This window comes from Paraglaciecola sp. (genome assembly GCF_039943935.1).
Lineage (GTDB): Bacteria > Pseudomonadota > Gammaproteobacteria > Enterobacterales > Alteromonadaceae > Paraglaciecola.
The window spans coordinates 174,120-187,826 of sequence record NZ_JBDUZQ010000022.1; the positions used below are offsets into that span (position 1 = coordinate 174,120).

At 40.2% G+C, this 13,707-nt stretch carries 12 protein-coding genes and 1 pseudogene; 2 read left to right on the forward strand and 11 right to left on the reverse strand.

Features of this window, described 5'->3' with window-relative positions; translation table 11 throughout:
• The 6 genes from fadD to ABJD71_RS14845 form a co-directional block, all read right to left on the reverse strand.
• Complete coding sequence (gene fadD / locus ABJD71_RS14820) at window positions 1-1,656, reverse strand: long-chain-fatty-acid--CoA ligase FadD (protein WP_348170976.1); 1,656 nt, start codon at window positions 1,654-1,656, stop codon at window positions 1-3.
• 136 nt (window positions 1,657-1,792) lie between these two features.
• Window positions 1,793-2,635 carry an alpha/beta hydrolase gene (locus tag ABJD71_RS14825; protein WP_348170979.1) on the reverse strand — a complete coding sequence of 281 codons (843 nt, stop codon included), beginning with the start codon at window positions 2,633-2,635 and terminating at the stop codon, window positions 1,793-1,795.
• Window positions 2,636-2,723: 88 nt separating this feature from the next.
• Window positions 2,724-3,347 carry a Slp family lipoprotein gene (locus ABJD71_RS14830; protein WP_348170982.1) on the reverse strand — a complete coding sequence of 208 codons (624 nt, stop codon included), beginning with the start codon at window positions 3,345-3,347 and terminating at the stop codon, window positions 2,724-2,726.
• 141 nt (window positions 3,348-3,488) lie between these two features.
• Entirely contained in the window at window positions 3,489-3,794 is a 306-nt protein-coding gene (locus tag ABJD71_RS14835; protein WP_348170985.1) for a hypothetical protein, read from the reverse strand.
• Between the two features lie 104 nt (window positions 3,795-3,898).
• A complete protein-coding gene (gene tsaB, locus ABJD71_RS14840; protein ID WP_348170988.1) occupies window positions 3,899-4,585 on the reverse strand; it encodes a tRNA (adenosine(37)-N6)-threonylcarbamoyltransferase complex dimerization subunit type 1 TsaB in 687 nt (228 codons plus the stop codon).
• A complete protein-coding gene (locus tag ABJD71_RS14845; protein WP_348170991.1) occupies window positions 4,582-6,507 on the reverse strand; it encodes an ATP-dependent DNA helicase in 1,926 nt (641 codons plus the stop codon). Before ABJD71_RS14845 ends, tsaB begins: the two co-directional genes overlap by 4 nt.
• A 199-nt stretch (window positions 6,508-6,706) precedes the next feature.
• On the opposite strand from ABJD71_RS14845, the gene ABJD71_RS14850 reads away from it, so the two are divergent.
• Window positions 6,707-7,201 carry a histidine kinase gene (locus ABJD71_RS14850; protein WP_348170993.1) on the forward strand — a complete coding sequence of 165 codons (495 nt, stop codon included), beginning with the start codon at window positions 6,707-6,709 and terminating at the stop codon, window positions 7,199-7,201.
• Between the two features lie 115 nt (window positions 7,202-7,316).
• A complete protein-coding gene (gene yeiP / locus ABJD71_RS14855; RefSeq protein ID WP_348170996.1) occupies window positions 7,317-7,889 on the forward strand; it encodes an elongation factor P-like protein YeiP in 573 nt (190 codons plus the stop codon).
• A gap of 83 nt (window positions 7,890-7,972) precedes the next feature.
• On the opposite strand, the gene ABJD71_RS14860 is transcribed toward yeiP, so the two are convergent.
• The 5 genes and pseudogenes from ABJD71_RS14860 to ABJD71_RS14880 form a co-directional block, all read right to left on the reverse strand.
• Complete coding sequence (locus tag ABJD71_RS14860; RefSeq protein WP_348170999.1) at window positions 7,973-10,255, reverse strand: FdhF/YdeP family oxidoreductase; 2,283 nt, start codon at window positions 10,253-10,255, stop codon at window positions 7,973-7,975.
• Between the two features lies 1 nt (window position 10,256).
• Window positions 10,257-11,144, reverse strand: a complete 888-nt coding sequence (locus ABJD71_RS14865) for a formate dehydrogenase accessory sulfurtransferase FdhD (protein WP_348171002.1) — start codon at window positions 11,142-11,144, stop codon at window positions 10,257-10,259.
• Window positions 11,145-11,212: 68 nt separating this feature from the next.
• Entirely contained in the window at window positions 11,213-12,112 is a 900-nt protein-coding gene (locus ABJD71_RS14870) for a sulfite exporter TauE/SafE family protein (protein ID WP_348171005.1), read from the reverse strand.
• 108 nt (window positions 12,113-12,220) lie between these two features.
• Complete coding sequence (locus tag ABJD71_RS14875) at window positions 12,221-12,847, reverse strand: hypothetical protein (RefSeq protein ID WP_348171008.1); 627 nt, start codon at window positions 12,845-12,847, stop codon at window positions 12,221-12,223.
• Window positions 12,848-13,360: 513 nt separating this feature from the next.
• Window positions 13,361-13,707 (reverse strand): annotated as a pseudogene (locus ABJD71_RS14880) (transposase); the annotation flags it as partial.

Here is a 13,707-nt window from a genome sequence, read left to right on the forward strand (position 1 = left end):
TTAGTCATCTCTTAGCTCTCTACGGAGTATCTTACCAACATTACTTTTAGGAAGCTCGTTTCTGAACTCAACTTTTTTAGGAACTTTGTAACCCGTTAGGTGATCACGGCAATGTTTTATTACATCTTCTTCTGTTAACGCTTCATTTTCGCTCACAACATAGATTTTTACGATTTCACCAGAGCTTTCGTGGGGCACACCAACAGCGGCAGCTTCTATTATGTCTGGGTGCATTGCAGTTACATCTTCAATCTCATTTGGGTATACGTTAAAACCCGAAACCAAAATCATGTCTTTTTTACGATCGACTATATAGAAAAAACCATTTTCATCGCATTTTGCAATATCACCTGTAGCAAGCCAACCATCTTTTATAATGTCATTAGTGGCCTCTTCACGGTTTAAATACCCTGACATAACTTGTGGGCCCTTCACTAGCATTTCGCCAGACTGACCAAGTGCGACTTCAATGCCATCATCATCAACAAGTTTAATATCTGTTGATGGCATAGGCATGCCTATAGAGCCTTTATGGGTCTTTAAAGATGGGTGATTAACGGTTACAACAGGAGAACACTCAGTGAGTCCATACCCTTCCAACAAAACGTGTCCTGTCGTGGCTTTCCAGCGCTCAGCTACCGTTTTTTGTACTGCGGCTCCACCCGCTAACGATATTTTGACATTCGTAAAATCGATATCAGAAAAACCTGGGGTGTTAAGCAAACCATTAAATAGCGTGTTAACACCCGTTATTATTGTAAAAGGATAGTTACTCAGTGCTTTTACAAAGGCAGTCATATCCCTTGGGTTTGTTATGAGTAAATTTGGGCACCCAAATTTTATAAAAGCTAGGCAGTTAGCTTGCAGTGCAAAGATATGATACAGGGGCAATGCAGTAACCACGTTTTCTTTACCCGGAATAACAACAGCAGCTAACACACTTGCCACTTGCTCTAAGTTAGCCACAGCGTTTCTGTGGGTTAACATTGCGCCTTTTGATACTCCAGTAGTCCCACCTGTGTATTGTAGAAAAGCCAAATCTTCTCCACCTACTGTGGGTCGAGTATAAGTTTTAGTCGCCCCTACTTTAATGGCTAATGTAAATGATTCCGCTTGAGGTAAATGATAGCTAGGCACCATTTTTTTCACATGCTTAATTGCAAAGTTTACAATCCATTTTTTTATGGTTGGTAACATATCGCCAATTGACGTCAACAACACTTTTTCAACGTTAGTATCCGCAATCACTTCACTCAATGTGCAAGCAAAATTTTCAACAATAACAATAGCTTTAGCGTTAGAGTCTTGTAACTGATGTTGTAATTCTCTTGCTGTGTAGAGAGGGTTAACATTTACAACTGTCATCCCCGCACGCAGCACACCAAACAATGCAACTGGGTATTGCAATAAGTTAGGCATCATAATAGCTACTGCATCGCCTTTCTTAAGGCCAATGCTTTGTAAATAGGCTGCAAAATCTTTAGATAACTGATCGAGCTCAGCAAAGGTGATGCTCTTGCCCATATTGATATAACTGACGTTATTGGCAAATGTCGCTATCGATTGTTCAAAAACATCCACAAGAGATGAATACTTATCTGCATCTACCTCTTTAGCAACATCAGAGTCATAATTATTTAACCAGATTTTTTCCACTACGCCTCCAGGCATAAAACAATAAAAGGTACACAGGTAAAATACTTGAGGCCTTAAACACGACAACAGGTTGGACCACTATGTTTATAGTACCTAAAATTTCAATAAATAGTAATAAACAAAAGGCTTAACTATTTTAACTTTTTATAAAACTGTCGACTACAATGGCTACAGCTTCTGGGTTATCCATGTGTAAATGGTGATGCCCATCAAGTTTATGAAATGTTAAATTAGCAACCCAGTCTTTCCTGGCGTAGAAGGCTTTAGCCATTGACTCATAACCAGCGCTCCCCATTAACACTAAAACAGGACAGTGAATACTACGTAAAAAATTTTCTGCTTGAGGCTCCGTAGGTCTCACTGCCGATAACGTTCTTAATCTGCGGTCCGTTGTGAAACGTAGTTGACCGTCAACTCCATGGGTGTTTCTTGCTATTAACAAACGGGCAGAGGCAATTGAGATATCCCCTACCATAGTTCTTGCCTCTACAGTACGTTCAAATGTGGTCGGGTGTCTGGATTTACGTCTTTGAGATTTAAGCCTACTGTTAATTGAGTCTCTTAACTGAATGGCACTCGTTTTTGAATCTTTGGTTAATGGTCCAAAAGATTCGATGGAAATATACTTGCGCACTCTATCTGAAAAGCACGCAGTATACAGTGAACCAATAATGCCTCCCATGGAATGGCCCATCAATACAAAAGATGTCCACCCTTGCGACTCCACCAGTTCGTGTAAATCATAGACAAAATCAATTAAGTGATAGTGAGCACCAGCATCTCTATGGTCTGATAAACCATGACCAGCAAGATCAATAGCTACCACATAATAATCTTTAAGGTACTTGGAAAGTGGTTCAAAACTAGCCGCGTTATCAAGCCAACCATGTAAAGCTAAAACCATTTGGTTTTGTGGATCACCGTAACCGATCCCACGTATTGTGAGGTTGTCTAAAGGAAATTTCAGAGCTTGTTGCATTAGTACCCTTTATTTTAAACACAAAAAAGCGGCAAATACCTGCCGCTTAAACTGCATAATTTTACCATTTACGGCCATAAACCGTCCGCTATTTCTGTTGGTTATTCCTTTTTACAGGCTTAGGTAAGGTTGTCGCTCCACTGGGTCTTACACCTTTTTTGTTAGTATTTGTAGAGCCTCGTAATATGACTCTATTATGGAATCCTCTGGAGTGGTATCCATAACCAAACCCGAAACCGTGAGGCCATATACTCACACTACTAATATTAACTCTTTGGATATTTTTCCATAAATGGTGTTGTAACGCTGTGGCACTAGGAAATACATAATTGTGTTCTCCCACTAAACCTTCTTCTAATCCATTTAGTTCTGCGGTAAATGTCATAAGGCGACCAACCTGATAAACCATAGGGTCCATAAAACCATTGATTGTAATACGATAGCGGCCAATACTTTCGTCTCTAGAAATAGGTTTTCCATAGGCAGTAAGCGGGTAATGCACCATTTCTAAAACAGTAGATTCTGGCTTATTCTCTATTTTAGCAATTGCTCCCCCCCATCGGATTGTTCGACCTTTAACTTGTTCGGCCTTAGACGCGGCATCTTGGTAACTCACTAATTGAGAATCATCTTCCATTTGTAAAGCTTCAGGAAAACTTGCACACCCAGTTACAAACATGGCTAACAACAATACGCTCACTCGAATATTCATACTTGCCTTCTTACATGTTTAATTGAACATTATACTTATATTATTAATATTAACTGAACTGAGACTGAATTTAACAGTTTTTTGTCTGACTCTGCTCAACTTAACTCGTGAGTTAGAATTGGCAGAGCGAATGGGTAAGAACTATACGAAAGTATCTACGCCTAAAAGCAGTTGTAACCCTTCTCTTTGTTGGTCTTTGGCAATACTTTGATAAGCATCAATGGCTGACTTTTCACTAAACGTTGACCCCGTTTGATTGGCAGAGTTTTGATTAAAACTATCGGCTTGCGCGAATGCTTTAGCACTACCAGCTCTTATAATCTCAACTTTAGAGGACGCACTTGAAGGTTTGTCGTCTTCAATAGGCTTAACTCCACGACTTTTATCTCGAGAGGAACGAGATAAATCCGTGGCCTTTAAAGCATTTGAGAGTGAATCTATGGTCAAAAAAGCATCCTAGAGTATGGGGCAACATATTGCCTCAAACTAAAATTGAGGCCATCTTTAGCCGTATATCCATACAAATTTCGTTCCAAAAACTAAAAACTACTTTACTCGCGTCCAGGTAGCTTTTTCCATGTCACCTTATCTCTTAAATAAACAGGTTGAATATCTTCAGCATCTACCGCTAACCCAGCCTCAATTTGCTTAGCCGCCAATGGCAACATATATAGGGCGTTTGGGTATAAAACGTCAACAAGCACGTTTACCTTATTATTTTTGATCAGCGTGTCATATGCTGACCAACCAGTACCCACACCAAAATATTGATCTTTTGTAGCAGTAGTGGGTATCGCCAACTCTGGTGGTACAACTTTTTCATCAGCAACTAAACTAACCACACCATCATCAAAAGTATACTCAGCAAAGTATACCTCTGACATGCGAGCATCAATTGCAGCAAAGACGTCCTTACCGCCTGCGACAACACACGCCTGTTGCGCCATAGCAGCTAAAGTAGAAATGCCCACGACCTTTAACCCCGTACCAAGGGCCAAGCCTTGTAAAATACCCGTGGCAATCCGCACACCAGTAAAACTGCCAGGCCCCCGTCCAAAACCTAAGTAATCTAGGCTCTGTAACGTTACACCTGCTTCTTGCAATACTTCATCAATCATAGGCAAAATTCGTTGACTATGTTGTTGTGGGCAAATTTCAAAACGGTTGTAGATATTACCATTTACTTGTACCGCTACCGAACAGGCTTCTGTTGCTGCATCAATCACTAATAAATTCACGAATTTTCCTCATGTATGGTATGCAAAAATTCAATTGCTTTGTTTAGGTCCCGAGTACGAAGCATATCAGGCAAACTTCCCATAAATATTTTTCCGTAGTCTTTGGTAACCAGTCGGTTATCGCAAATGACCAACACCCCTTTATCATTCTCATCTCTGATCAATCTTCCAGCGCCTTGCTTTAAAGATATTGCCGCTTGGGGAATTTGTAATTGTGCAAAAGGATTTCCCCCTTGCTTTCTGCAGTCATCAATACGTGCTTGCAATAGGGGATCATCAGGAGACGCAAATGGCAACTTATCAATTAACACACAGGTTAGATCCTCACCACGCACATCAACCCCTTCCCAAAAAGCCCCAGTACCAAGTAATACAGCGTCTTTATTCTCTATATAACGCTCTAGAAGCGCTCGTTTTGTGGTGGTTCCTTGCACCAGAATAGGGTTATCTATCTTGTCTTCTAACTGTGAAGCAACTGCATTTAAAGCAGCATGACTAGTAAACAATAAAAAACACCGCCCTTGGCTGGCTTTTACCAGTTTTGCCGAAATATCTATTAAGGTTGCCCGCATTTCTCTGGCATTTGGCTCAGGTAAAAACCTAGGTACGCATAACATCGCCTGCTTAGGATAATCAAACGGGCTTTCTAATGATAAAGTATTCGCGTCATCTAACCCCATTTGCTTTTGAAAATGTGTAAAACTCTCGTTCACCATTAAGGTAGCAGAGGTAAATACCCAACTGCGTTTCGGCTCAGCAATGAAATCAGCAAATTTTGAAGCAATACTCAAAGGCGTTAAATGCAAGACGATATGACGTTTTGTAGTTTCATACCAAAGACTTACTCCTAACTTAGTAGTATCGATTAGACGAGACAACTTACCTTTGGATTCAGATATACGCTCAAAAATATTATCAAGGTCTTTATCTCGACCTATATGTAATTTAGTGACCTCATACAACACCCCTAGACAATCGGTCAATTTGCTAACCTGAGTTTGTACATCGTCACGAAGCAACATTTGTCGCCAATTGCCTTTGTGGGGGTTCTCTGGAAATAAAATTCTTAAATCTGCTGCTATCATTTTGCATTTTTCAGCAGCAGTTTGTATTTGTTTGGCATCTTTTAGGGTGGTGCGATACACCAAATCTATGTCGCGACTTATATCTTGGATTTGTCTACTTGAAAACGTCTCACCAAAATATTCACTGGCGATATCTGGAATTTGATGTGCTTCATCAAAAATCACTAAATCAGCTTCGGGAATAAGCTCACCAAAGCCAGTATCCTTTAATGCCATATCGGCAAAAAATAAATGATGATTTACCACCACCACATCTGCATCTAAGGCCTTGCGTCTGGCTTTTACCAAATAACAATCTTCATAATCTTGGCAATCTTTACCTAAGCAGTTGTCAGTCGTCGAGGTGACAAAAGGTAAAACTTTGGCATCTTCCGCTAGAGATTTTAAATCTCCCATATCACCGGTTTTAGTACTTGATGACCATTGCCGAACTTGAGTTAATTCAGATAAAGTTTGTCGCTCTAACAAGGTGCTATTGCCACCATGCTGTCTAAGGCGGTGGATACACAAATAATTTGCACGGCCTTTTAGTAAAGCTATTTTACCGTTACTTTTGAGTGCTTTTTTAACTAAGGGTAAATCTCGATGGAAAAGTTGTTCTTGAAGGTTTTTGGTACCCGTAGACACTATAGTTTTCTTATTTGACAATAAAGCTGGCACCAAATAAGCAAACGTTTTGCCAGTTCCTGTCCCTGCTTCAACGACCAATTTTGTTTTGTCTTGGATTGTACGACCCACTTCATTTGCCATGTCAGTTTGTGCTTGGCGTGGTGTAAACCCAGAAATAGCGAGTGAAAGATCGCCATCTTCTGAAAAAGTTTGTGAAATACTAGGCATAGCACCTTAAAAATGAAATGAAAAAATATCTTGGTCTAATTATGCCAAATACTTAGGCCGCAAACGAGTGTTATTCTAAGTCAGTCTAAGCAATTTCTGATTTTCTACTCCTAATTGATCATATTAAATTGAGTTAAGCTGGAGGTAGGTTAGAATTATATTTACCTGACGCACAGTTCCAATAAACATTGAAGTCATTATGGACCCTATTACTGACTTAACCATAACCATGAGTCGCCCTGACAAGTCTAATATAGACAAATTAAAACATGCCTGTATTGCTGCCTGTGAAAGTATTGAAGGCGCGAATCGTACAAGTATTTGGCGGTTAATAGATAACAAAGAAAAAATAGAGTGTTTGATGTGTTTTGATCGTCAACCTCATGAGTTTTCATTTGGCCAAGTTCTATGTAAAGCTGACTTTCCTGAATACTTTGATGCGATTTTAGAGAATGAACATATAGTGGCACCTGACGCAAGAAACCATCCATCAACAGAATGCTTCAATGCAGATTATTTTATTCCAAACGATATATATTCATTACTTGATTACATATTACATCAAGACTTTTCACCTACAGGCATGATCTGCTGTGAAAGTGTTGGTTCTTTCAGCCAATGGCAGGAGAATGACTCAACAGCATTACGGAAAATATCTAATGTGATATCAATGTTTTTTACTCCGGACATATAAGCTGAGCTGAAACACTCTACTAACAGAATTAAAGACTCAGATAAATACAGCTACCATTTTGCTAGATTTACTTTTCATGTTATTTTTTGCCGCACATTATTTAAGAGCCATTTTTATGCCTAAAGCCAGTGAAATTAAAAAAAGTGCCGCAGTTGAACATAACGGTAAAGTGTACCTTGTTAAAGAAATCAACAAACTAACTCCAAGTGGCCGAGCCGGTGCGAGTTTATACAGAATGCGCCTCTATGAAGTAGGAACAGGGGCCAAAGCGGATGAAAGTTTCAAAGCTGACGAAGTATTAAATTTAGTAGACTTTCATCGTAGTAAAGTCACATTTTCTTATGTAGACGGTGATGAATATATCTTTATGGACAGTGAAGACTATACATCTTACTTCTTAAACAAAGACACAATCAGTGAAGAGCTACCTTTTGTCACAGAAGATACTCAAGGGTTACAGGTTCTATTAGTTGAAGGTAAACCTGTCGGTATTGAATTGCCCCCCAACGTTGAGCTTGTTATCACCGAAACCGACCCGTCCATTAAAGGCGCGTCTGCAAGTGCTCGTACTAAGCCTGCGACACTAAGCACAGGTTTAGTGGTACAAGTACCTGAGTACATAGCAAGCGGTGAAAAAATTAAAGTGAGTACTTCCGAAAGTAAATTTGTAAGCCGTGCAGATTCATAACGACATAGCAAATCTCAACCAAGATAGAGAGCAAACAACAAAGTAGCTTTCTATCTTGAGTTTCATATTTTTATCACAGCTTATTAGCTGGCTGCAGTCAAACTTACCACCACAGATTTATATGCTGGGGTATTACTTTTTTCTGCCACACTACTAAGGGGTATCAAATCATTGGTTTCGGGATAATATGCAGCAGATGATCCCTGAGGTATATCAAACTCAACTAAAGTAAAGCCTTTTGCAGTGCGAGTTTGAATATGTTCATCAGGCCAATGACTGTGAATATCCACTGTATCACCCACTTTAAATCCCAAAGCTTTGATATCTTGGCCACTTAAAAAGAAAACCTTGCGGCTCCCATGAATGCCTCTGTATCTGTCATTATTGGTATAAACCGTTGTATTAAACTGATCATGACTGCGAATTGTCATCATCAATAAACAATTTTCTGGGACTGCAATTGGCTCGATTTGGTGTACCACAAAATTGGCTTTTTGAGTGTCGGTGGCAAATTTGCGGGCGTCTCGTACGGCATTAGGGAGCACAAACTCACCTAACTCATCGATACGACGATTAAAATCCTCAAAACCGGGGATAACCTCAGCAATGCCATCTCGTATCAAACTATAGTCATCTTTCATACCGAGCCAATTTATATGGCTTGCGTCTAACGTTAAGTCAGCCAGTTCGGCGATGATGGCAATTTCACTTTTTAATAAGTTCGATGCAGGAGGGATCTTCCCATGAGAAGTTTGTACAACTCCCATGGAGTTCTCAACTGTGACAGTCTGAATACCTGATGCCTGCTTATCAATTTCAGTTCGCCCTAATACCGGCATAATCAAAGCATTTTTACCTGTATACAAGTGACTTTGATTTAACTTAGTTGATAGCTGCACGGTCAATTCGCAATTAGCCAAGGCATCTTTAGTTAATAAATGATCGGGCATCGCCCTGTAGAAATTCCCACCTAACGCAAAAAACACCTTAAGTTTTTGTTCGGCCATGGCGGTAACGGTTTCTACGGCGTCGTAACCAAACTCTTTAGGTACGTCGAATTGATAGGTGTGTTGCAAAGCATCCAGTAATGCATCACTAGGCTTTTCCCAAATGCCCATGGTGCGGTCACCCTGCACATTACTATGGCCCCGCACCGGGCACACTCCAGCACCAGGTTTGCCTAGATTACCCTGTAACATTAACAAGTTAGTCATCAACTGTATGTTAGCTACCGCATTTTTATGTTGTGTGACTCCCATAGCCCAGCAACAAATCGTCTTTTTAGACTTACAGGCGATATCTGCAGCTTCATTAATTTGACTTAGGGTTAAGCCACTATGCTTTATTATGTCATCCCATGAGGTAGCTAGCATATCTAGCTTAAACGCCTCATAGCCGTGGCAATACTCGGCTATAAAGTCTTTGTCTAAAACAGCCAAACCTGATTCATCTCGTTCAATTAAGGCTTTGCACAAACCTTTTAGCAAGGCCACATCCCCGTTTATTTTTACAGGTAAATGTAAATCGCGAAGTGCGGTCCCTGAACCAATCACGCCACTGACTTCCTGAGGATTTTTAAAGCGTTTCAGGCCTGTTTCATCTAACGGGTTAATAGACACTATTTTAGCACCGTTGCGTTTAGCATCTTGTAGCGAGCCCAACATTCTAGGATGGTTAGACCCTGGGTTTTGCCCAAACACAAAAATGGCTTCAGCGTGCTCTAAGTCTTCTAACGAAACGGTGCCTTTACCCACACCTATAGTTTCTCCAAGACCTACCCCACTAGATTCATGACACATGTTTGAACAATCGGGTAAGTTGTTGGTACCAAATTGGCGAACAAACAATTGATACAAAAAGGCCGCTTCGTTACTCGCTCGGCCAGACGTATAAAAAGCCGCTTCATTTGGCGACGCCAACTTACTTAAGTGTGTAGCGGTTAACCCCAATGCGAGTTCCCAGCTTATAGGCTTGTAATGACTGGCACCTTCAGCCAAAAACATTGGCTCTACTAATCTGCCTTGAGCGTTCAACCAGCGGTCTGATTTCTCTTTAAGCTCTGCAATACTGTATTGAGCAAAAAATGTAGCATCGACTATTTCTTTCGTCGCTTCATCGGCGATGGCCTTTGCACCATTTTCACAAAATTCGAACGTAGCCCGCTTTCCTAAAGGATCAGGCCATGCACAGCCGGGGCAGTCAAACCCTTCAATTTGATTCAAATGGGTTAACAGCCGAGTCCCCTTTATTGGGCCGACTTTGCCACCTACATTCTTATAGGCAGATACCACAGCAGGAATACCTGCAGCCCATTGCTTTTGGGGAGTGACCTGTAAATTTCTAATTTCAATTTTATTTGTATCCATATCACATTCCTTGATGGGTGAGTTTGTCACTTAGTAAATGTCTGCCTGTGTACAAATTACAACGCTGAGGCTTTACAAAGCCGAGAAGGCAGATGTCGCAATCTTCAGCTAAATCAATCGCTAGGCTAGATGGAGCACCAATAGCGATAACATAATGAAGACCAGCCATCGCTGTTTTTTGTATCATTTCAAAACCCACTCGACCGCTTAATACCACTCCCGCAATATCATGATTCGATTTAGTAAGCGTACTAAAGCTTGCGCCAATGAGTTTATCCAAAGCGTTGTGGCGACCAACGTCTTCACGTACATCAAGCAGATGAGTCTGATAGTCAAAAAGAGCCACACCATGATTACCGCCTGTTTGTTTAAAAATCGTTTGTCGTTCACTCAAGCTTGAAGCCAACATAGAAAGGCTTTGAATAGATAGGTTATGGCGCTTGGTAGTAGTTTGCGTTCTGTCGGGTAATTTTTCTAATAGGCTATCGATACTCTGCTGGCCACATACACCACAAGCGGAACTCACTACATCAGCCCTTTTGTATTGGGTTACATCAATCATTTTTGAAAAGGTAACCATAATACGATTAGTGGTTTGTAGCTTTAACCTTTGTGCGCCCGTATGATTGATAGAAAATACATCAGATAAATTCTGAATAATGCCGCTACAAAACAACCAACCTAATACCAGATTAATATCATCACCTGGGGTACGCATAGTGGTATAAAGTAACTCTGGAACGGGCGCATTTATTAGGCTGTAGCCAAACCAAACCTCTAAGGGCTCCTCAACCACAATACAATCTGATATTGGGTCAGTGGCAACCGAATGCGCAGACGCATTCGACAATAAAATTTTATCAATAGAATAATGTTTAACGGGTTTCAAACAAGCCAACAAATAAAAGTTAATGACCTAATCCTGTTCTACATCAACAAAAGAACAGTATTAGATTACTAGAAAGGTAAAGAGGTAAGCCCTAAGATAAATATCCACACAGCAAAAAACAACTTTAAATTTTTGGGCGAAAAATAAAGAACTAACTTTTTAGCTAACACACCACCAATAATAGCCCCTGCACCGGCAAATAAAACCACAGGCCACTGCACTGCAGCTGTCACAACTATGTGGTAAACGATACCCGCCCAAACCGTAAATGCACTGACAATCACAGCCACAGCAATAGCGAAAGCCACGTTGAAGCGGCGTACAATTAGATAAACCGCTATGAGTTCACCTACTCCAATCGAAAGCCAAGCAGTAATGCCACCCCCTATTAACCCTACGATGATCAAAGAAACATAATCAATGAAATATAAGCTTGTGTTAAAGCTTTGAGTTTTCACCCAAAACACACTCCCAATAATTCCAAGGGATAAGCACATAGAAAAAAGCCCAAACCCTAAATGTAAGGTATTAGGGTCACTAAGTTGCTGTAATGATTGAGAGTTAAATTGCACGAAACACAAACCTAAAACTGAAGCAGGGATAACTAACATCAAGATTTTTGGCAAAACCTCCCACTCGTCAGCTTCAGTGAGCTTATATCGCGTTAATTGTTTAAAGTGCACATACCAAGTCAGTGCACCTGCGGTCATTCCACAGCATTGAATCGCAAAACTAGTCGCCACAGACGTCGTGACACTAAAGCCTAACTGGTTAAAAAACGGCATAAACACCACACCGCCACCCGCTCCGGTCGCATTTGCAAATATCGCCCCTATCACCCCAAGAAAAGCAAATGTTCCATAGTCTTGTAATACCGAAAAAGGCTGAGATAAGCTAATAAAAATACCAAACCAAATACAGGTCAGGGTGAGCTTAAGGGATTTAGCAGATAGAAATAAAGACGTCAAAAGTGAAACCTTAAATAATTATATTTTAGCTCTGGTAAGTTTTCACACAGATACAGCGGCTTGACTCAGTATAAAGTTAATCAGGTATATAACCAAACCTTTGATGACTTAGGAATCTTCAGAAATGTTATCAACTAAGGATTGAGTGTGTCCTCTTGAATAAAACGTCGACCCTATGTCAGCCAAAACAAATTTATTATCGTGATTCATTACAGAGCGGGCATCTTGCAAAAATGCCACAATACTCTCTTCTGACATGCCATTCTCTTTATATTCGGCAGCTTGATTTTTTGCTTCTCCCCACTCAACAAACTCCGATAACTTAGCCGTTTGTTGTATTAAAGCATTTAGACGAGTGTCTTTATCGAGGTAATGTTGTAATGCTTCGATATTATCTGAGTCACCTTCAACCACCAGCTCACCATCAGTTAGGGATACAACCACCTCTGATCCAAGGTCAAAGCTCGTGGCTAATTGAGTCACTTCACGGTCAAGCTTTTGTTGATTGAATTGATAATAATTTTCTACATGATTAAGGTCGACATCAATTTCGCCATTTTCAATCAACTCAAAGGTTTCTTCAAATGCCCCTGTATTTAATCCGGATTCAAGTACGCCAATGCCATGACTAATTTCTTTGCGGGCATTATTTGCAAGGCTCTCAAGAGATCCACTCGAATTATTACTGTTTCCAATATAATTAAATAAAGACAGTGCGTTATTTGTGATTTCCATGATAATTACCTAACTGACGAATGTATTTTACTTGTTTCCTTTCTACAATATTGCAACTAGTGAGCCATTACTTGCTTGGAGAGTAGACCAAAGAAACTCAGGCGATAGGGGCGATTTATAGAGAAAAACCTAGATAGCGTCGTAAATAACATTAAGAATACGGCAAGCATTTGCCATGAGTCGGATAGATTTTATCTTTTTATTAGTCGCTAGCCGACAACTAACCCAGCACTGGGTATAACTTCTTCTGTTCAGCAGTAGACTCCCAAATACATACATAGACACCCAAAATAAATACATACATAGACACCCAAAATAATAAATTACTTAAATACTTTTCAATCAAAAAACATAAAGTGATTTGAATAAGCTCTGTCGTGGTTTTCTATTTTTGGATTTGGGAATAATTTGGCTGGTATGGTTTAAATTCACTTAAATTAGTGACATTTTGTAAATTTCGGGCAGCATAATTTAGCCAATGAACTGGAAAAGAGGAAAAGAGTGAATGTTGTATTAGCCGTGTTGCAATAACGCTTTAGCTTTTGCCATACCTCGTATTCGTCGATGCTCTGTGTGGTGTTTGAATTGTTGCAACATATGTTCACTGCCTACTGCGGTTGAAAAGTGCTGTTCAAACTCAGTGGTAAGCGTTAACCATTGTTCATCGTTTAAGCCTAGTCGTTCTAAAATAGTACTGTGATGGTGTTCGATATGGCCCGCTTTGTCTTCGCGAATACATCTACCTGTGCACTCTACTAATTCACAATAATCTATTACGTTATACGCAATGCCTTTGGGCATATCTTGCCTGTGATTACCCACAAACGGCATGAGCTTTTTAGGTTGCTCACCTTTGATTA